Source organism: Actomonas spartinae (genome assembly GCF_051209155.1).
Classification (GTDB): domain Bacteria; phylum Verrucomicrobiota; class Verrucomicrobiia; order Opitutales; family Opitutaceae; genus Actomonas.
This window is the reverse complement of sequence record NZ_JBPJGB010000003.1, coordinates 444,147-462,317: the sequence shown is the minus strand read 5'-3', so window position 1 is coordinate 462,317 and position 18,171 is coordinate 444,147. Positions and strand designations below refer to the sequence as shown.

19 protein-coding genes are annotated in these 18,171 nt (G+C 64.1%); 5 read left to right on the top strand and 14 right to left on the bottom strand.

The annotated features are described in order from the left end of the window. Positions 1–46 precede the first annotated feature (46 nt). Positions 47–751, bottom strand: a complete 705-nt coding sequence (locus AC0MRV_RS16880; protein ID WP_472765674.1) for a hypothetical protein — start codon at positions 749–751, stop codon at positions 47–49. 174 nt (positions 752–925) lie between these two features. Between AC0MRV_RS16880 and AC0MRV_RS16875 the strand changes: the two genes are divergently transcribed. The 3 genes from AC0MRV_RS16875 to AC0MRV_RS16865 all read left to right on the top strand — a co-directional run bounded on the left by AC0MRV_RS16875 (position 926) and on the right by AC0MRV_RS16865 (position 2,871). After that, positions 926–1,201, top strand: a complete 276-nt coding sequence (locus AC0MRV_RS16875) for an acylphosphatase (protein ID WP_472765673.1) — start codon at positions 926–928, stop codon at positions 1,199–1,201. 99 nt (positions 1,202–1,300) lie between these two features. Next, positions 1,301–1,963 carry a hypothetical protein gene (locus AC0MRV_RS16870; protein ID WP_472765672.1) on the top strand — a complete coding sequence of 221 codons (663 nt, stop codon included), beginning with the start codon at positions 1,301–1,303 and terminating at the stop codon, positions 1,961–1,963. Continuing rightward, complete coding sequence (locus AC0MRV_RS16865; protein WP_472765671.1) at positions 1,960–2,871, top strand: 1,4-dihydroxy-2-naphthoate polyprenyltransferase; 912 nt, start codon at positions 1,960–1,962, stop codon at positions 2,869–2,871. The genes AC0MRV_RS16870 and AC0MRV_RS16865 overlap by 4 nt, the downstream gene beginning before the upstream one ends. A gap of 171 nt (positions 2,872–3,042) precedes the next feature. On the opposite strand, the gene trxA is transcribed toward AC0MRV_RS16865, so the two are convergent. From trxA to AC0MRV_RS16840, 5 genes are all read right to left on the bottom strand, one after another. Continuing rightward, complete coding sequence (gene trxA, locus AC0MRV_RS16860; RefSeq protein ID WP_472765670.1) at positions 3,043–3,366, bottom strand: thioredoxin; 324 nt, start codon at positions 3,364–3,366, stop codon at positions 3,043–3,045. A 215-nt stretch (positions 3,367–3,581) separates the two neighbouring features. Further along, positions 3,582–3,851, bottom strand: a complete 270-nt coding sequence (locus AC0MRV_RS16855) for a hypothetical protein (protein ID WP_472765669.1) — start codon at positions 3,849–3,851, stop codon at positions 3,582–3,584. Next, positions 3,848–4,636: a segregation and condensation protein A gene (locus AC0MRV_RS16850; RefSeq protein WP_472765668.1), complete on the bottom strand. Its 789-nt coding sequence runs from the start codon at positions 4,634–4,636 to the stop codon at positions 3,848–3,850. The genes AC0MRV_RS16855 and AC0MRV_RS16850 overlap by 4 nt, the downstream gene beginning before the upstream one ends. Before the next feature lie 56 nt (positions 4,637–4,692). Continuing rightward, positions 4,693–5,853 (bottom strand): RsmB/NOP family class I SAM-dependent RNA methyltransferase, encoded by a 1,161-nt coding sequence (locus AC0MRV_RS16845; RefSeq protein WP_472765667.1) that lies wholly within the window; start codon positions 5,851–5,853, stop codon positions 4,693–4,695. A 6-nt stretch (positions 5,854–5,859) separates the two neighbouring features. Beyond that, the gene (locus tag AC0MRV_RS16840) at positions 5,860–7,971 is read right to left on the bottom strand and encodes an LPS-assembly protein LptD (RefSeq protein ID WP_472765666.1); all 2,112 of its coding nucleotides are present in this window, start codon (positions 7,969–7,971) and stop codon (positions 5,860–5,862) included. Positions 7,972–8,127: 156 nt separating this feature from the next. On the opposite strand from AC0MRV_RS16840, the gene glgB reads away from it, so the two are divergent. Next, on the top strand, positions 8,128–10,338 hold the full coding sequence (gene glgB, locus AC0MRV_RS16835) for a 1,4-alpha-glucan branching protein GlgB (protein ID WP_472765665.1): 2,211 nt from the start codon (positions 8,128–8,130) through the stop codon (positions 10,336–10,338). Between the two features lie 229 nt (positions 10,339–10,567). Continuing rightward, on the top strand, positions 10,568–11,380 hold the full coding sequence (locus tag AC0MRV_RS16830) for a PEP-CTERM sorting domain-containing protein (RefSeq protein ID WP_472765664.1): 813 nt from the start codon (positions 10,568–10,570) through the stop codon (positions 11,378–11,380). 16 nt (positions 11,381–11,396) lie between these two features. Here AC0MRV_RS16830 and AC0MRV_RS16825 read toward each other — a convergent pair whose 3' ends face one another. The 8 genes from AC0MRV_RS16825 to AC0MRV_RS16790 form a co-directional block, all read right to left on the bottom strand. Next, positions 11,397–12,410, bottom strand: coding sequence for an RDD family protein (locus AC0MRV_RS16825; RefSeq protein WP_472765663.1), 1,014 nt, complete (start codon positions 12,408–12,410; stop codon positions 11,397–11,399). Beyond that, positions 12,404–13,069, bottom strand: a complete 666-nt coding sequence (gene rpe / locus AC0MRV_RS16820) for a ribulose-phosphate 3-epimerase (protein WP_472765662.1) — start codon at positions 13,067–13,069, stop codon at positions 12,404–12,406. Before rpe ends, AC0MRV_RS16825 begins: the two co-directional genes overlap by 7 nt. A 22-nt stretch (positions 13,070–13,091) precedes the next feature. Continuing rightward, positions 13,092–13,628 (bottom strand): LPS assembly lipoprotein LptE, encoded by a 537-nt coding sequence (lptE, locus tag AC0MRV_RS16815; RefSeq protein WP_472765661.1) that lies wholly within the window; start codon positions 13,626–13,628, stop codon positions 13,092–13,094. A gap of 26 nt (positions 13,629–13,654) precedes the next feature. Further along, the gene (locus AC0MRV_RS16810) at positions 13,655–14,701 is read right to left on the bottom strand and encodes a tetratricopeptide repeat protein (RefSeq protein WP_472765660.1); all 1,047 of its coding nucleotides are present in this window, start codon (positions 14,699–14,701) and stop codon (positions 13,655–13,657) included. A gap of 24 nt (positions 14,702–14,725) precedes the next feature. After that, entirely contained in the window at positions 14,726–15,715 is a 990-nt protein-coding gene (locus tag AC0MRV_RS16805; protein ID WP_472765659.1) for a beta-ketoacyl-ACP synthase III, read from the bottom strand. An 18-nt stretch (positions 15,716–15,733) separates the two neighbouring features. Continuing rightward, on the bottom strand, positions 15,734–16,804 hold the full coding sequence (gene plsX / locus AC0MRV_RS16800; protein WP_472765658.1) for a phosphate acyltransferase PlsX: 1,071 nt from the start codon (positions 16,802–16,804) through the stop codon (positions 15,734–15,736). Positions 16,805–16,846: 42 nt separating this feature from the next. Next, complete coding sequence (rpmF, locus tag AC0MRV_RS16795; RefSeq protein ID WP_472765657.1) at positions 16,847–17,026, bottom strand: 50S ribosomal protein L32; 180 nt, start codon at positions 17,024–17,026, stop codon at positions 16,847–16,849. 136 nt (positions 17,027–17,162) lie between these two features. After that, positions 17,163–18,167, bottom strand: a complete 1,005-nt coding sequence (locus tag AC0MRV_RS16790; protein WP_472765656.1) for an undecaprenyl-diphosphate phosphatase — start codon at positions 18,165–18,167, stop codon at positions 17,163–17,165. Positions 18,168–18,171 lie beyond the last annotated feature (4 nt).

Sequence of the window (18,171 nt, the reverse complement as noted above, 5' to 3'; positions counted from 1 at the left end):
CAAGGCGGCGCCCGCGAGCGGGGTGCCTACAGGCCGATCAACAGCCTCAGTCCTCGTCTTCGTCGGACGGGCGCTCGAGTTCCTCGCGACACTCGTTCATCACGCGCAACCAGATCTCCCGCAGGTCGAAGAGTCGCGGGGTGGCGGCAGCGGTGTAGTCGGCGAGGGCGCGGCTGGGGGCTTCCGGCTGAGCGAGCAGGGCGAAGCAGCCGTTGAGCTCGCGCATGGCGCGCTTGAGCAGGCTGATGGCCATGGCGTAGTCGCCAAAATCGAGGGCAGAGATGGCGAACATCGCCTGCTGCTCGGCGCGATGCAGGGCCGAGTGGAAGGCGAGGGCGAGGCTCTGCGGGACGCGTTCGGAGCGGTCGGCGCAGCGTTCCCAGCGGCGCACGAGGGTCAGGAAAATGCCCTTGGTCGCGATGAAGACCGGGTTCTTGTGGAGGGTGTAGGGGTCGGTCTCACGCTCGCCGCCGCTGCCGGGGGCTTCGGCCGGAGTGGGCGCCTCGCCAAAGGAAGCGGGCGGTTCAAAATCGTTGTCGGAGCTCCAGCTATCCTCGTCCCAACCCATGCGGTGGGCGGCTTCGTCGAGGCGTTCCGGGCGGCCTTCGAGTTGTTCGTAGAATCCGATGTAGCGGTGGATCAGTTCGTCCTGCTCGCGCAGGTATTGCTCCCAATCAAACTCATTCCACGCCAACTCGCCTCGTTCGTCCCATTCGTTGTCGGAGGGACTGTCGGAATTGTAATCGCTCATTCTAGATGTGGTGGTCAGGGACCTGTCGCCGAACGTGGGAGAGTCGGCTTATAATGCAAATAAAATCCGGGTGCGGGCGCCACGCGCGGGCTCGGCCGGTGGGACCGGCGGGGGAGGGCCCATTTTGCGGATTGCCGAAAGCTTCTGGTGTCACGTAATTTGGCAACTTTCCCTATGGCAGAAACCCACCACGAAACGGTGCATTTTTCAGGACGCGTGCAGGGCGTGGGCTTTCGCTACAACGTGCTGCAGGTTGCGAAGGAATTTGAGGTATGCGGCTATGTGCAAAACCTCACCGATGGGCGGGTGTTGCTGGAAGTGGAGGGAGATGCGGCGGAGGTTGACGGGCTGGTGGAGGAGATCCGCGATCGGATGCACGGTTACGTGCGCAAGGTGGAACGCGTGCGCGACCGGCGAGTGGCGCAGTTTCGCGGCTTCTCGATTCGCTAGCGAAGCGCGAGGTCGCTTGGCCTTTTTGGCGCGGAAGGGGCGATGGGGCTTTGACAGGGAAAAGGGGCGCGCTAGCAATGGCGCCTTTCACCACCTGTGTTGCGCGATATCCTTTTTCTAATTCTCGGTCTGGCATTGCTTTGGATGCCGCGAAGCTGGTTGCGACTGGGGCGTCCCGATGGCGGCTCCCGCCGCAGTAAGCGCAAGGCCCACGGCGGACCCAATCGGGATCGCTTGCCGGGCGACAACAGTGTGTGGGCCGGGGAGGAGTTTGTGCGCCGTCGCAACTGGATCGACTTGCTGCGCGCGATGGCCGGCGGCTACGCGGTGATGACCTTGGTGCCGCCGGTGGTTGAAGCCGTGGTGGCGGTGCCCGGCGTTTCGCTGAGCCAGATCATCTTTTTAACCCAGGGCGCGCTGCTGTTGGTCGCTGTGATCCTGCAGATGGTGCGGATCGAGGAGCGCTTCACCCTGTCGCCGCCCTTGTTTTTCCTGCTGGGTCTGGCGTTTCCGGTCGTGGGGTTCAAAGCGGCGGCGATCGGCTTTTTTGCGATCTGGGCGATCAACATCGTGCTGCCGAACCCGGCGGTGTTTCTGACCGCCTATGCGGGCGGCATTGCCATCTTGGCGGTCTTCATTGGCAACGGTCCGCGCATGGGCGCGATGATGGCCGGATTGGCGTTCTTCCCGCCCTTGCTGTCGGTGCTTTTCCGGCGTCGTTTGGCCCAGTTCCGGAAGCGGACCAAAATCGTGATCCGATGACAGCGAAGCCAAAGCCGGGGGCGGCGGTGTGGTGGGAAGCGGCGCGACCGCGCACCCTGCCGGCCGCGATCGCGCCGGTGATGGCGGCCTCGGCGCTGGCATGGCACGACGGCGGGCTCAACGGAGTGGCGGCGGGGATCTGCCTGGCCTTTGCCTTGCTCATCCAGATCGGCACCAACTACGCCAACGATTATTATGATTTCGTGAAAGGCGCGGATACCGCCGAGCGGGTTGGACCACGTCGGGCGGTGGCGGCGGGATTGATCGCGCCGGCGACGATGAAGCGTGCCATGATCGGCGTGTTCGCAGCGGCGTTTGCGGTGGGCCTGTCGCTGTTGAATTTCGGCGGGTGGCCTTTGCTGGTGATCGGCGTGCTGTCGATTGCCTGCGGTATTGCTTACACGGGTGGCCCCTATCCGCTGGCGTATCATGGTTGGGGCGATGTGTTCGTGTTTGTTTTCTTCGGCCTGGTGGCGGTGGCCGCGACCTACTTTGTGCAGGTGGGCTCGGTCAGTTTGCCGGCTTGGTTGATCGGAGCGGGGATCGGTGCGCTCGCGACCAACATTCTCGTGGTGAACAATTATCGCGACATCGCGACCGACCGAGCGGCGGGCAAGCTGACGACCGCGGTGCGTTTCGGGCCGGAGTTCGCCCGGTTTCAATTTATGCTGGGGCACGCGATCATGGTGACGACGGTGGTGGCGCTCGGTGCGCTGGGTGTCCTGCAATTCTGGCAGGCGGCGATCCTGGGTTTGTATGCGTTGACGCAGGGCCTGCATCAGACGCAGGTGCTGCGCTGTGCGCGCGATCCCAAGGTGCTGATTTCGCTGCTGGGACGCACCGGCAAGCATGTCGCCTTCATGGCTTTGCTGCTGAGCATCGCGTTGGTGACCCAACGGGCCGGCTGAGTGGCGTCCCTTAAACTGTAGCCGGGGCGGTGCCCCCGGAGGACTCGGCGTGGAGTCAGGCACCGGGGCACCGACGCCGGCTACAGCGTGATGACTGGCCCTCGTCCAGAAACAAAAACGCGCCCCGGCTGGCGGGACGCGTGGGGGAAAAAGGGAAAGCTAAACAGCGACTCAGAGGTGGGCGTTCACCTTGCCGAGGAGGGCGTCCTTGGAGGTCATGCCGACGATCTGCTCCACGACCTTGCCACCTTTGAAGAGGAGCAGGGTGGGGATGGCGCGCACGCCAAACTCGGCGGAGATGGTGTCGTTTTCATCCACATTCACCTTGGCGATGGTAAGTTTGCCATCGAGTTCGGTGGCGATCTCTTCGAGCACGGGCGCGATGGCCTTGCAGGGGCCGCACCACGGGGCCCAGAAGTCGACGAGCACGGGCTGTTCGCCGCTGACGGTGGATTGGAAGGTGGAGGAATCGAGGTTTGCGATGTTGGCGGACATAAAGGGAGAAGCGTTAAAGTTTCAGGAACAGCAGGACAGCAAAAGTGACGGAGGCGATCGCGGCAAGTGCGGCGAGCGCCGGCTGCCAAATCGGCACCCAAACGGGTCCGCCATCGGCCTCCCGGGCGGGCATCGGCGAGGCGAAAGGAGCGCGGTGGCTTGCTGAGGCGGGGGACGGAGCGGGAGCGGGCATCTTCGCGAACAGGGACCAGCGCCTAGCGGGGCGTGGACTTGTGAATGATTTCCGCGAGCTCGCGCTTGTCGACCGTCTCGAGGTGTTTATCGCGCCGTTTGAGCTCCTCGAAGGTCTTGAGCGTCGTTTCCGTCATGCGCTCATGGGTTTCCTGCGAACCGCCCACGAGAACAAACTTGTCGCCCCGGGTGATGCGTTTGTGACCGTCCTGATTGTCGAGACCGACGCCGAGCAGGCCGGCCTGAGGCTGCGGACGGGAGGGACGGGACGGTTGGTCGGAGGAGGAACTCACGCGGTCACCGTGTCCGCTTCGGGAGGGGATTCAAGTGGCTTTTGCTCTTCTTCCCGCGCTTCGCAGAGGATGTCGGCAAAGGCTTCGGTCTGGCGGACACGCAGCTTGTTCATGCGCGTGAGTTCCAGCACGGCGAGGAAGGTCGCGACCAGCACGCGCACGGTGATCTGGCCGGTGAAAAGAGAGGTGAAGACGAAGGACTTCTCAGTTTTGATCTTCTCGATCAGCATGTCCATTTGGTCGGCCACGGTGACCTGCTCATCCTTGATTTCGCCCACCACCAGCTTCTCGGCGAGGCGTCGCAGCACCATGTTGAAGGCATTCCAAAGGTCGACGCGATCGATCGGTTTGAGCGGGCGATCTTCCTGCGGGACCGTGAGTTTCGAAACATGGCGCGCGAGCAGGCCCTGTTGGTATTCCACCAGGCGATCGAGCTCGTGCGCGGCCTCCTTGAACTTCTTGTATTGAAGCAGTTGATGGACGAGTTCCCAGCGTGGATCGATGGCATCGTCGTCATCGCCGTCGGTGGAGACAGCGGCCTGGCCGCGCGGCAGCAGCATGCGGCTTTTGATCTCCATGAGGGTGGCGGCCATGACGAAGAAGTCGCCGGCGATCTCGAGGTTCAGCTCCTGCATGGAGTGCAGCACCTCGATGTATTGTTTGGTCACCGACTCGATGGGGATGTCGTAGATATCCAGCTCGTTCTTGCGGATGAGAAAGAGGAGCAAGTCGAGCGGGCCCTCGAAGACGGGCAACTTGATGCGTAAATCGGAATCGGGAACCACGGTTGGCGCGAGGCTTGGGCGCGGGGGTCGGGCCGCAACAAAAATCCGGCGACGGATCAGCGTCGCAGGACCGCGACGAAATACCCGTCCGAGTCGAGCTGGGCGGGCAAAAAGGTCCAGCGACCGGTGGCGACCGGGGCGGGCTGGCCGGGCGGCCGGATCGGCACGGGTTTGAACTCCAAATGATGGTGCAGGAAGTCCTCGATCACAGCCTCGTTTTCGCTGCGGCAAAGCGAGCACGTGGCGTAGACCAAGGTGCCGCCGGGGCGCAGCATGGTGGCGTATTTGGCCAGCACTTCCCGTTGGCGGTCGGCGGCGGCGGCAATCGTGGCCGGAGAGGTGGTCCACTTCAGGTGCGGCGCGCGGCGCCAGGTGCCGCTGCCGCTGCAGGGGGCGTCGACTAATACGCCGTCGTAGGGACCGGTCGGAACGCGTTCGATGTCGACATTCCGCAGACCGGCGCGGCGGGCGCGTTCCGCCAGTTCCCGCAGGGCGGCGCCGCGCGGGTCGTGCGCGGTCACCCGACCGTTCGCCCCAAGCATGCGGGCGAGTTGCAGGGTCTTGCCGCCGGCACCGGCGCAGGCATCGAGCCAATGCCCGCGCGGTGGCTCCACGAGGCTGGCGAGCAGGGCCTGCGAGCCGATGTCCTGAATCTCAAACTCGCCGCGACGGAAAGCTGCGGTGTTTTGGGCGGGCGCATCGGTTTCGAGCCGCCACGCGTCGGGCAGCAGGGGCGAAGGCGCGTGGCTGATGCCGAGTTGATCGAACTCCGTCGCCACGTGATCCGGTCGATCGGTTTGCAGGCGGATCCACAGGGGGGCGCGGCTGAGCAGCATGTCGCGTTGATCCGGAGCGAGCGCGGGCGGGCATTCTTCGCCGAACCACGCCGGGAGCAATTGGTCCGGTGGCCCGGGCGGCGAGGCGGTTTCCGCGGCATCGCCGAAGGCCTCGATGAATGGGGCGGTGGCTTTGCCGGAGGTGGCGTGGCTGGCGACGCGGCGAACGAGCAGATCGTCCGAGGCGTCCTCGATCCATGGCAGGATCCGCCAGGCGGTGTAGCAAAGTTCTCGATACAGGCGCCGGTCGCGGCTGCCGGCCCGGTGGCGGGCCAGCCAATCGGCGAGGCGCGCGGGTTGGGCTGGGTCGCGCCGCCAGTGGGGGCGCAGTTCCCCGATGAGTTCGAGGAAGAGGCGGCGTTGGTTGTCGACGCGACTCACGGCCGATCAGAAGCGGATGGCGTCGAGCACGAGGTTGAAGCCGAAATCGCTCTCGCGACGCGGTCCCTCATAGAATGAGAGTTCGTAGCCCACGATCCAGCGGTTGGCGATGGTTTGGCGCACGCCGTAGGTCTGCTCCACAAAGCGGTCGCGGCGGGCATCGTAGTGGTGGCGCGTATACGGCTCCCAGACTTCATTGAGGCGATAGGAAAAGCCGGCGATGAACTCCTGAATGTCGCCCTGGAGATAGTGATTGGCGAACTGGACGCTCCACCGGTCGGCGCTGCGCAGGGTAAGGGCCGTGTTGAGTTCGCGCATGGTCCAGTCGCCCGGGGAAACCCGATGGTAGACGGCGAAGTCGAGGAAAGGCGCAGGCGAGAGGTGGAGCTCGGTGTGGAGATCGGACAGGGTGCGTTCGCCGGGGCCGGCGTCGAAGCGCGAATCGAGCGCGAGGTTGAGGCGGGCCAGATCACGCGAACCGTAGATTTCGTCGCGGGTTTGCAGGCGCTGATCGAGCGCGAGGCGCAGGGTGTGAAAGCCGCCGAGCTGGTCGATCTGGCGGCGGGCGCCGAGGCCGAGCGGATCGAGGTAGGTGTCAAAGACGCGGCGGTCGATCGGCGGGATGTAGGGGGTGCCGTCGCGGTCCTCGGGCACGTAACGCCAGGACAGGCGCGGGGTCACCAGATGGCGGAGGCCGTTGATGCCCCATTGCTCGTTGCTGTATTCAAAGACGGCGCTGGCCCGCAGCTCGGCATCGAGGCCGAACTCGCCCAGCGCGCGGGTGAAATCGCTGCGCGGCCCGGTGGTGCGGCTGTAGTGGGTCACGCGGGCGCCGACGATCGGATTGATGCTGAGCCATTCCTGCGGTGACCACGGGCGGGTGGCGGCGTAATAAAAATCAAACCGGTCGGAGCGCAGGCTGGCGCCACCGGTCGGCGGGTCGTCGCGCAGGAGTGCGATGCCCGCGTGGGCTTCTTCATACCAGCCCGCAAAGAGCGGCGAGGGTAGCAGGTCAAAGGTCAGCTCGGGCAGGCGCTCACGCACACGGTGAAAGGGATTGGCCTGCGCGCGCAAAAAGAGACCGCTGACCACGTTGTCGCCGACGTGGGTGAGTTCGGCGAAGGTATCGGGCACCTGCACGGGAAAGAAGGTGCGGGGACGGAAATCGCGCAGCACTTCGGAGTCGCTCCAATAGTTGAGCTCGGCGTTGAAAGTGAGCGCTTCGGAAAAGCGTTGGCGGTGCGACCAAGTGACCATGCCGCGATCGGCGGGAATGGGGTCACCCAGGATGTCGGTGAAGCGGTCGCCGTTGTCGTAGATGTAGCCGCTCGAAACGTCGCCGACCGCGCCGAGTCCGTCATCGCCGAGGGTATGGTAGCCGAAGGTCGGACCAGCCATAACGCCGCGCTTGGTGTAGAAGCCGACATCGGCTCCGAGCATGAACGGCGTGTCGGTGACCGCGATTTTGGCGCCGACGAGCAGGTGCAGGCCTAAGCGGCCGGTGTAGCCGCCGTCGAAAGTGATGTCGTCAATGTAGGGGATGTCGGTGGGCAGCGGGGTGCTGGGCAAGGGGAACGGGCGAAAGAACCCGAGTCCGATACGACCGCCCGAGGCCTGCACACGGTCACGATGCGGAAAAATGGTGAGGGTATCGGCGGTGAGCGTGGGCGACCACGGATGCGGCTCGCCGAAACTGACAACGGCGTTGGTGAAGCGGATCTCTGCGGGAGAACCTTCGGCCAGGTCGCCGGACACATAGAGCGGACTTTGCCCGAAGCGCAGGTCGGTTACACGGTAGTGCCGGGTCTTGACGTCGTAAGTGATCTCGGCGGCGAGGATGCGGCGACCGGCTTGTTGGGCGACGGCGCGGCCGCGCGCGGTCACGACGTTGGTCCGGCGGTTCCAACGCATCTCGTCGGCGGTGAGGCGCACATCTTCGAAGGTCGCGACCACGTTGCCCGTGTAAATCACATCGCCAGTTGCGAATTCGGCGGTCGCGAGGTCGGCCCCTATTCCCGGCGGTGGCCCCAGCGGGGTCTGCGCCGGCAGCGCAGACCCGCCGAGGCCGACGCTGATCGCGAAAGTGAGGAAAGAAAGGATACGGGAGCGTGGCAGCATCGGCAGTCGGGCAGCAAAGGTGGGCCGCCAAGGGGAGGCAAGCCGGGGAAGGACTTGGAGAAAACTTCGACTTCTGGTGCTCGGCGGGAATCCTGCTCTCGTGGCTCGACGCCATGGGCATGTCGCCCCAACGTTCTCCGAACCACCTGTTCCACCGTGACTTTGACCACCGAGCAAATCGACTCCCTCCTGCACGCCAAAGAAGCGCAGCCCCATTCCGTGTTGGGTCTGCACCTGGGGAAAAAGGGTCGCACCGCCGGTCTGGTGGGGCGGGCGTTCCTGCGGGATGCGACGGCTTGTGAGCTGGTTGAACTCGACACCGACAAGGCGTATGCGATGGAGCGGTTCGAAGAAACCGGGTTGTTCGAGGTGTTCCTGCCGCGGCGTCGCAAGGTCTTCCGCTACCAATTGCGGGCGCACTACGGCTCAGGCGAAATGCGGCAGTTTTTCGATCCCTACAGCTTCCTGCCGACGCTGGGTGAACAGGACCTGTATCTGTTCAACGAAGGCACGGAGCACCGCATTTACACGAAGCTCGGCGCGCATCTGCGCGAAGTCGACGGGGTGGCGGGGGTGTCGTTCGCGGTGTGGGCGCCGAGCGCGCGACGCGTGTCGGTGGTCGGCAACTTCAACCACTGGGACGGCCGCTTTTTCCCGATGCGACCGCTGGGTGCGTCGGGCGTATGGGAGCTCTTCATTCCCGGACTGAGTGAAGGCGAACTCTACAAGTTCGAGCTCTTGGATCAGCGCGGGAATGTTCACCTGAAGACCGATCCCTACGGCACCTATTTTGAGGCGCCGCCCGGCAATGCCTCGATTGTGCACAACGCACGCAATCATGACTGGGGCGACGAGGAGTGGATGACCCGTCGCGCCGCGCAGAAGGATCAGCTGGATCGCCCGATTTCGATTTACGAGGTGCACCTCGGTTCCTGGAAGCGGCAGGTCGAGGACGGCGGGCGGCCGTTCAACTACCGGGAGCTCGCGCCGATGCTGGCCGACTACGCGATCGAGATGGGCTTCACGCACATTGAGGTGATGCCGCTGGCGGAGCACCCGTTCGAGGGTTCGTGGGGGTATCAGGTCACGGGTTTTTACGCGCCGACGCACCGTTTCGGCACCCCGGATGATTTTGCGTTCTTCGTCGACCATCTGCACCAACGCGGGCTCGGCATCATCCTCGATTGGGTGCCGGCACATTTTCCGCGCGACAGTTTTGCGCTGGCGGAGTTCGACGGCACGCACCTCTACGAGCACGCCGATCCGCGCCAGGGAGCGCACATGGATTGGGGCACCTTGATCTTCAACTACGGTCGCCACGAAGTGCGCTGCTTCCTCGTCGCCAACGCGCTGGCGTGGCTCGACCGCTATCATATCGACGGCCTGCGGGTCGACGCGGTGGCCTCGATGCTCTACCTCGATTATTCGCGCAACGACGGGGAGTGGATTCCCAACCAATACGGCGGCCGCGAAAACCTCGAAGCGATCGAGTTCCTGCGCGAAACCAATCGTCTGGTGCACGACTACTACCCTGGCGTGCTGATGATCGCCGAGGAGTCGACTGCGTTTGCCGGCATCAGCAAGCCGGTGGCCGAAGGCGGCGTCGGATTCGACTTCAAGTGGAACATGGGGTGGATGCACGACACCCTGCGCTACTTCGAGAAGGATCCCATTCATCGCAAGTGGCACCAAAACGACCTGACCTTCGGCGCGCTCTATCAGTGGTCGGAGAACTTCATCACCGTCTTCTCCCACGACGAAGTGGTGCACGGGAAAAACTCCATGCTCTACAAGATGGGCGCATGGCACATCCCGGAGAAGGCCGCCAACCTGCGGGCGCTCTACGCGCACATGTGGGCCTGGCCGGGCAAGAAGTGTCTCTTCATGGGCTGCGAGTTCGGTCAGTCGCACGAGTGGCAATACGCGGGTTCGCTCGATTGGCATCTGTGCCAATACCTGGACCACGAAGGCATTCGCTTGTTGGTGCGTGACCTGAATCACCTTTACCAAAACGAACCGGCGCTGCACTCGCGTGACCTCGATCCGGCGGGTTTCCGTTGGATTGCGGCCCACGACACCGAGGCGAGTATCATCTCCTATCTGCGGTCCGATGCCGACGAAAAAACGCTGTTCCTGGCGGTGGGCCATTTCACGCCGCTCACGCGCAAAGATTATCGTATCGGCGTGCCGCGCGGCGGCCGTTGGGTCGAAGTGCTCAACACCAACAGCGAATACTACGGCGGCAGCGGCCTTGGCAACGGCGGCGAAGTGCATGCCGATCCGGTCGAAGCCGACGGCTGCGCGCAAAGTCTCGCGCTCACGATTCCGCCGCTGAGCACCACGCTGTTCAAGTGGACGGCAGAGTAATCATAGTCGTATTGTGGAAATAGATACGATGGGACGGGATGCGGTGGGCGCGCTGTCGCGTTGACGCCGTCGAATGACGGGGCGATCTCACCCGTTCGGGGGATGGTTGCCGCGGGCCGCTGCGGTTAGGGTGGCGGCGTCACATTCGGCTCACCCTGCCAGGGGGGCATCGAATCGTGGCTCACCTTCTCCAGCCTCATCCCACATGCGTCATTCCGTCCTTCTTTTCATGCTCGTTTCATGGTCCCTCATGGGCGACCACAGCTTACGAGGCCAGGTGATGGTTCGGGCCACCAGCACGATCAACCTTTCCGACAGTCTCCAAGCCTTGGATACGGACCACACCGCGGCGGGATCGCCGCAAGCGGAGGTCTCGCGCGAGCAGGATTATTATTTTCACTTGCTCCCGGAGAGTTGGGGCACCGTGAACTCACTGCAGATCGTCTATTCGGCTTTCAGCCTGACGCTGGCCGGGGACGCCCGCGGTTCCGACATCACCGGGACGACTCCAGCCAACCAGTTCGGCGCCCAAACCATCCTGGATGTCAACGTGGAGACCTTTGGTAACACGATCCTCTTTAATCCGGGGTTCGCTACCATCGGTGCGGGGGACACCAACTTTCACACCTCGTCCTTCGGCGAGACAATCGACCCGGTGCTGTCCTCCGGGATTCAAGACGTGAACCTGGCCTTGGTCACGACCACCTATTTTCTCTCGGATGCGGCTTCTCCCAGCACCGGGGCCATCTTCGTGCACACCGAGTTTGACGTGATCACCGGAATCATCGACAGCGCGGTCGCGCAGAATCCCGCGGTGCAGGCGAATGGAACCTACAACGGCACGGTGCAGCTGATCTATGAATTCGCGGCCTCCGAAGCCTTCCTCGGGACCTACGGCAGCATCGGCTCGATCGAGCTCAACCCCTCGCTCTCGGCCGTGCCTGAACCAGGCACCTACGCGGCGATGGCTGGTGCGGCGGTGTTCGGTTTCGTGATCTGGCGGCGGCGACGTGCAGCCGGCGCGAGCAGGGTGGAATCCTGACCGCCGCAAATGGCGCTTACCTGTAATCAAGCGGGTTCGCCTGCTCCATCACCCGCACCTTCATCATTCGATCCAACAGTGATCGTCCGGTGAGGGTGAAGACCACGCCATTGGCGGCGAGAAAACACCACAGGGCACTGAACGTGAGTTGAGCGACCATCCCGGGATCGAACTGTCGTATGAATCCAACGTAGAGGGCGAAAAGTAAAAATGGCAGTGATCGCAAGAGGCTCGGTAGCATTGCCAGTGCTCGATCGTCGCGGTCCAGCGTAACGATTCCGAGCAGCATGGCGCCTGGACTCCGACCAGCCATCCCGCAAAGCAGCCAGAACGAGATCAAGCCCGCCAGTCCCGCCTGCCAGGCAGACCCGGTAAGCGTTGCGTCGATGGGGGTTCCCGGATTTTGCCACTGCAGGAGACCGAACTTTACACCCAGTATGAGGAGTAAATTCAGACCGGCGGCAGCAGTGCGGCGCAACGGCAAGGCGTCCCGTAGCCCGCGTAGGGTGGCGGTGGGAGTGGGCGCTGCGCTCGCCGTCCGCTCAACTTGAATCAGCGTCAGGCCTGCGGCGATGTCATCTAGGTTTCGCCGGCGGGGATCAACCAGCATGCAGACCAAGCAGGCGCCGAACCACGCAAAATCGATGGCATTCCAAGGGGAGGGCAATCCCAGCAGACTGACGACTCCCAAGGTGATCCACGGGACTTCCCGGATGATTGCTTGTCGGAGAGTCGGGCATGAGTTGCCGTCGCGACCTACCAGTCGGCATTTAAGCAAGGCTTTGCCAGGGGTGGCGCCCCAACGAGCGTGAAACACGACGAAATAGGCGCTGTGGAGTGCAAGGATCCCGCCCGACCACAGCCAAACCCAAGCCCGATCTTTCCACGCGTCTTGAAAGAAAAGGCCGACGGCGGCCAGCGGAAGAAAGGGGATGAGGTCCAGCACGCCCGCGGCGATCCGAGACCCAACCGTGGCGTAGTGGCCAGGGCCGCTCGAGTAGGCAAACAGCGTTCGCCAAGGGCTCACCATCCGGCCACGGCGGCGGCGAAGGCGGCGCGGTCTTGGGCTTTGAAGAAGGCGGTGCCGGCGACGAAGGTGTCGGCACCGGCGGCGCGGCAAAGGGGGCCGGTGGCGAGGTCGACGCCGCCGTCGACTTCGAGGCGGAAGTTCAGGCCGCGTTCCTGGCGCCAGGCGTCGATTTGCTCGAGTTTGGGCATCATCGCGGTGCGGAAACTCTGGCCGCCGAAGCCGGGTTGCACGGTCATCACCAGCACGATGTCGACTTGATCCAGGAGGTGTTCGACGGCGGTGGCGGGCGTATCGGGGTTGAGCACGATGCCGCATTTGCAGCCGAGTTCGCGGATGTGACGGAGGGTGGCGGCGTGATCGTAGTCGGGCTCGATGTGAACCGTAATTTGGTTCGAGCCGGCCTTGGCGAAGGCTTCGACGTAGCGGTGCGGCTCGTCGAGCATGAGGTGGGTGTCGAAGAAGGTGTCCTTTAACTTGGGACGGCGGCGCAGAGCGGCGACGACCTCGGGTCCGAAGGTCAGGTTGGGCACAAAGTGCGCGTCCATGATATCGACGTGCAACCAGTCGAGGCCGTGGGCCGGGACAACTTCGGCACTTTCACCGAGGGCGGCGTGATCGCCGGCGAGGAGGGAGGGCGCGAGAACAGGAGCGAGCTTCACTGCGCCGAGTCGAAAGGGGGAATCACCAGACGTCGAGCACCGCGTGCGCGACCCAGTCGGCGAGTTGATCGGCGAGGTGCGGCAGGGCCTGGTATTCGGCCGGGTTCTGGCCTTCATCGACGTAGATCTGCCGCGTCACCCGCACGGTGCGGTTTTCAAAAAGGGCTTGGCCGGTGCGCTGATTGACGAGGCTGCAACGGGCGCCGAGGGCGAGGTCAAACTTGCGGGCGAGCGCGGTGTCGGTCGGCTGCACGGCGGTGAAGGTCCGGCCGTAGTCGTTGAGTTCGACCGTCAGCACGGCGTCGGCCGAGGCTTCGTCGTCGGCGAGGGTGACACGGCCGTCGCGGAGCAGGGCGGTGCGCAGCTCGCGGGTGACGAGCGCGACGGCTTGCGGCACGGCGGCGTCGTTTTTGACCGGAGCGACGTAGAGGCTGGTGAACCCGAGGGGCTGCGCCTGAGTGCCGAGTTGATAGTTCGCGCAACCGGCCCAGACCAGCAAGACGACCAGCAGGCCGAGGAGTTTCGCCAAAGGTTGGAGCCGGGAGGGTTGGCGAACCATGGCGAGGCAATGACGGCGTCCGACGATCAAAAGAGACCGAGGAACTTCTTGCGCTTGGTCGGGGCGGTGGCGGGCTCGCCGTTGGCGACCGCTTCTTGCTCGGCCTCGATGGCGTCGATCACGTCGAGTCTGGCGCGAGCGCGTTCGGCGACCTCGGAGCCCGGGAAAGCGGTGATGGCTTCGTTGTAGAAGACGCGGGCGCCTTTGTAGTTCTTCCGGTATTTGAAGTAGTAGTTGCCCAGCACCATTTTGCTCTCGGCGAAAATGGTCTTCACCTCGTCGAGGCCTTCCTGGGCTTCCGGCAGTCCCTCGTCCTCGGCGAAGAGGATCATGAAGTCTTCGAAGTAGGTGATGGCTTCGCGGGTGGATTCCTGGTCGTAGTTCGGGCCATCGACCAGCGAGGCGTGGGTCTTGGCCAGTTCGAGGTAGGCGTCGGGGGCGAGCAGGCTCTGGCCGTAGTTGTTGATCAGACGGTCGAGTGCATCGATGGCGAAGGCGGTGTTGTTGAGCCGACGGTGCAGCTTAGCCACGTTCATGAGCGCCAGCGGCGCGTAGTCACTGTAGGGGGCATTCGCGACGACCCACTCGAAGTAGGCGATCGCGCGCTCGCGGCTGCGCAGGCTGGGCAGCCAGCCCCAGTGGTAGTTGCGCTCGCCTTCCATGAGGCGGGTGGCGATGCGATATTGTTCGCCCAGCACTTCATTGAACCGATCGCTGTTGGGGTAGCGGGTCATGATCTGCTGGAAGGTTTCGAAGGCCTTGTAGAGCTGACGCCGCGCGAGATAGACGTGGGCGGTGCGATAGTTGGCCTCGGGCGCGTAGATCGAGTTGGGGTAGTTCTTGGTGACGCGCTTGTAGCCGCGCAGGGCGCTGCGGGTGTTGCCGGCTTCCTCGGCGGCACGGGCCCGATTCATCACGTCGAGCGCGTTGCGGGCGTCGGCGCCGACCAGGCCGGAGAGGGCTCCGCCTTCGATGCTCCAGCCCTCGCCGGGCGTCCAGACGAGCTCGGCGCGAATGCCGGCGGACAGTGCAAGGAAGAGGGCGAAAAGGGAGAGGGCGCTGAAACGACGCATCGAAAGGTGGAGCATTTGAAAGGATTACCAGCGAACCAGCGCGCTACCGTAGGTCAAGCCCGCCCCAAAGGCGACGAGCAGGGTGAGGTCCCCCGGCTTGATCCGACCCACTCGACGCGCTTCGTCGAGAGCGAGGGGAATGGAGGCGGCGGAGGTGTTGCCGTAGCGGTCGAGGTTCACAAAAAAACGGTCGACGGGGATTTCGAGATATTGGGCGATGGCGTCGATGATGCGCAGGTTGGCCTGGTGCGGGATGACGCAGCTCACTTCGTCCGCTTCGACGCCGTGTTGTTCCAAGATGTCGCGGGCCGCGTCCTCCATTTCGCGCACGGCGAATTTGAAGACCTCCCGGCCGCGCATCTGGATGTGGCGGGGCGGATCGTCCGTGCCGGGGGTGGGGTGGTTGGAACCGCCGCCCGGGATGCAGAGCAGCTCGGTGTTGCCACCCTCGGAATAGAGACGGGCGCCCTGAATCTCGGCGGTCGCCCCTTCGGGCCGGGGGCCAATGACCACCGCACCGGCGGCATCGCCAAAAAGCACGCAGGTCGTGCGATCGGACCAATCGAGCACGGAGGAAAGTTTTTCGGCGCCGATCACGATGGCGTGGCGGTAACGGCCGGACTGCAGCATCGCCCAAGCGGTATCCAAGGCGTAGATGAAACCGGAGCAGGCGGCCTGCACGTCGAAGCAGGCGGCATCGGGCCGGGCGCCGAGTTTGGCCTGCACGATGCAGGCGGTGGCCGGCATGGGCATGTCACCGGTGACGGTGGCCACGATGATGAGGTCGACCTGATCGATGGCGATGCCAGCATCGGCTATGGCGGCGCGGGCCGCGGCGGCGGCCAGGTCGGAGGTCATTTCGCCCTCGGCGGCGATGTGGCGCTCTTTGATCCCGGTGCGGGAGATGATCCAATCATCCGAGGTATCGACCAGCTCGGCGAGGTCTTCGTTCGTCATCACGCGCTGGGGCGCGTAGGAACCGGTGCCCAAAATGGCGAAGGTGGTGTCGGCCATGAAAAGTGCGTCCGTGCCTCAGAGGTTCGTCGTGTCGACCGGCTCGGGCCGCAGGATTTTGTTGGCGCGTTCGATGTCGCTCTCAATGCGACTGGTGAAGTCCACGCGGATGAACTCGCTGGCGTCGCCGATGGCGTTCATGAGCGCGTAGCGGTTGGCCGAACCGTGGGCCTTGAGGACGGTGCCGCGCAGGCCGAGCAGCGGGGCGCCGCCATAGCGCTCGGGTTGGATGCGGTGCCGCAAGCCGGTGAAGGCGCCCTTGGCGAGGAAACCGCCGAGACGGCGCACCGGCGTGGAGAGCATCTGCGCTTTGAGTTCGTTGCGGAAAAACTTGGAGAGCGATTCCCAGCTCTTGAGGCAAATGTTACCGGTGAAGCCATCGCAAACGATGACGTCGACGTGATCGAAGAAGACCTGGAAACCTTCAACCGGGCCGACGTAGTTCACGAGATCGCCGATGGCCTTGAGGCTCTCATGGGTGCCGTTGATCAGGGCGTTGCCCTTGCCCTCCTCGGTGCCGATCGTGAGCAGGCCGACGCGAGGGCGTTCGACGCCGAGCTCCATTCGCGCGTAGTGGCTGCCGAGGATGGCATTGTGCACGAGGTGGCCGGGGCGGGCGTCGGGATTGGCCCCGGCATCGATCAAAATGAAGTGGCCACCGTCGCGCGGAATGACGGGGGCGAGGGCGGGACGCTCGACGCCGGCGAGGGTGCGCAGCTTGAGGGTGCCGGCGGAGACGAGGATCTTGGTGTTGCCCGTCGAAACGAGGGCGCGGGCTTCACCCTCCTTCACCAACTCAATGGCCTTGAGCATGGACGAGTCGCGCTTGCGCTTGATCGCGGTCATGACCTCGTCGGCCATGGTGATGACCTCGCCGGCATGCAGCAACGCGACCTTGGGATGGTCGAGGAGCTTGGCCTGCTTGAGCAGGGGCTCCAGTTCGGCCTCGTTGCCCACGATGGTGACGGGGCAGAGGTCGGAAAACTCCCGCAGAGCTAGTTGCAAGGCCTCGACCACTTCGGCCGGGCCCATGTCCCCGCCCATCGCGTCGAGCGCGATGCGGCGGGTATCAGCTGAGTGATTTTCCATCCGTTTGGATTGCCGGACGGATCATGAGCTGGGGGTGAGGGCTCAGACGTTGACGTCGAGCACCTGGCGGCCGCGATACATACCCGTGTTCGGGTTCACGCGGTGCGGACGAACGGCGGAGCCGTCCGTGGGATCGAAGGCGACTTCAGGCGCCTTGAAAGCGTTGGCAGCACGACGATGGGCGCTGCGGCGTTTGGACTGTTTGCGTTTCGGTTGAGCCATGACGGGCGGTGTTTAAAGGTTTGTCGGGTCTCGAGAATCGAGCCTTTCAAGAAGGACAAAGGCGAGGGAGTAAAGAGCGGCGCTTAGGCGCGTCAAGCGATTAACCCCAGCGGATTTGAGGGAGTTGGCCAGATTCTCAATCGAGCATCCAGATGGCCAGCACGATCGCGAGCACGACTCGATAGACGGCGAAGGCACCGAGGCCAAACTTCTGCAAATAAGCTACAAGAAACCGCACGGCGGCTCCGGCCGCGACGGCCGCGACGAGCCCGCCGACCAGCATTTCGGTCCAGCCGAAGACCGCCACCATGGCCGGGCCGGCCTGCCAGCCCTTGTAGACGGCGGCGCCGCCAAGGACCGGGAGACCCACGAGAAAGCTGAATTCCGCGGCGCGGGCGGGGGCGAGTCCGCAGAAGTAGCCGCCCACCATCGTAACCATGGAGCGGCTCATGCCGGGCCAGAGGGCGAGGCACTGGACGCAGCCGATTTGCACCGCTTGGGCCGGGGTCAGGTCGCAGGGGCGTTTCTCGGGAGCGCCGGTGGCGGTGGGCGGAAGGTGGGTTTGGCGCCAGCGTTCGGCGAAGACCATGAATCCGGCGCCGACCACGAGCGCGGCGATGACGGTGCCGATGGAAAAGAGGTTGGCATCGATCCAGTCATCGAAGGCCAGGCCGACGATCACGACCGGGAAGAAAGCGAGGGCGATGTTACGCAGGAGCAGCAGGCCTTCGCGGTCGCGACCGGCGAGTCCGCGCAGGATACCGGCAAGGGCGGGCCAGAAGATAAACACAACGGCGGCGATCGCGCCGACCTGAATGACCACGATGTAGGTGTCGGCGGCGAGTTTGAGGGTGAGCGGAGTGCCGGTCGGGTTTTCGGCCGACGGGGCTTCCGCCCACAGCAGGGTGCCGTCCGCCGCGACGAGTTGATCCTCGGCATCCAGTCCGAGCGCGTGGTTGGTGATGATGAGGTGCCCGGTCGACGAAATGGGGAGAAATTCGGTGATGCCCTCCACGACACCGAGGATGACCGCGTCGGTGGTGCTCAAGCCGCTGGCCGAAGCGGGTTCGGCGGCGGGCTCGGTCTGCGCGAAAAGCGAGCCGGCGAGGCAGCAGGAAAAGAGGAAGCGAAGCAGACGCACGGGC

Excerpts from the sequence above, each read along its gene's own strand:
- AC0MRV_RS16810 (WP_472765660.1), bottom strand. The coding sequence starts at position 14,701 with ATGCGTCGTTTCAGCGCCCTCTCCCTTTTCGCCCTCTTCCTTGCACTG.
- AC0MRV_RS16880 (WP_472765674.1), bottom strand. The coding sequence starts at position 751 with ATGAGCGATTACAATTCCGACAGTCCCTCCGACAACGAATGGGACGAA.
- AC0MRV_RS16805 (WP_472765659.1), bottom strand. The coding sequence starts at position 15,715 with ATGGCCGACACCACCTTCGCCATTTTGGGCACCGGTTCCTACGCGCCC.
- AC0MRV_RS16875 (WP_472765673.1), top strand. The coding sequence starts at position 926 with ATGGCAGAAACCCACCACGAAACGGTGCATTTTTCAGGACGCGTGCAG.
- trxA (WP_472765670.1), bottom strand. The coding sequence starts at position 3,366 with ATGTCCGCCAACATCGCAAACCTCGATTCCTCCACCTTCCAATCCACC.
- plsX (WP_472765658.1), bottom strand. The coding sequence starts at position 16,804 with ATGGAAAATCACTCAGCTGATACCCGCCGCATCGCGCTCGACGCGATG.
- AC0MRV_RS16830 (WP_472765664.1), top strand. The coding sequence starts at position 10,568 with ATGCTCGTTTCATGGTCCCTCATGGGCGACCACAGCTTACGAGGCCAG.
- lptE (WP_472765661.1), bottom strand. The coding sequence starts at position 13,628 with ATGGTTCGCCAACCCTCCCGGCTCCAACCTTTGGCGAAACTCCTCGGC.
- AC0MRV_RS16865 (WP_472765671.1), top strand. The coding sequence starts at position 1,960 with ATGACAGCGAAGCCAAAGCCGGGGGCGGCGGTGTGGTGGGAAGCGGCG.
- AC0MRV_RS16840 (WP_472765666.1), bottom strand. The coding sequence starts at position 7,971 with ATGCTGCCACGCTCCCGTATCCTTTCTTTCCTCACTTTCGCGATCAGC.
- rpmF (WP_472765657.1), bottom strand. The coding sequence starts at position 17,026 with ATGGCTCAACCGAAACGCAAACAGTCCAAACGCCGCAGCGCCCATCGT.
- AC0MRV_RS16825 (WP_472765663.1), bottom strand. The coding sequence starts at position 12,410 with ATGGTGAGCCCTTGGCGAACGCTGTTTGCCTACTCGAGCGGCCCTGGC.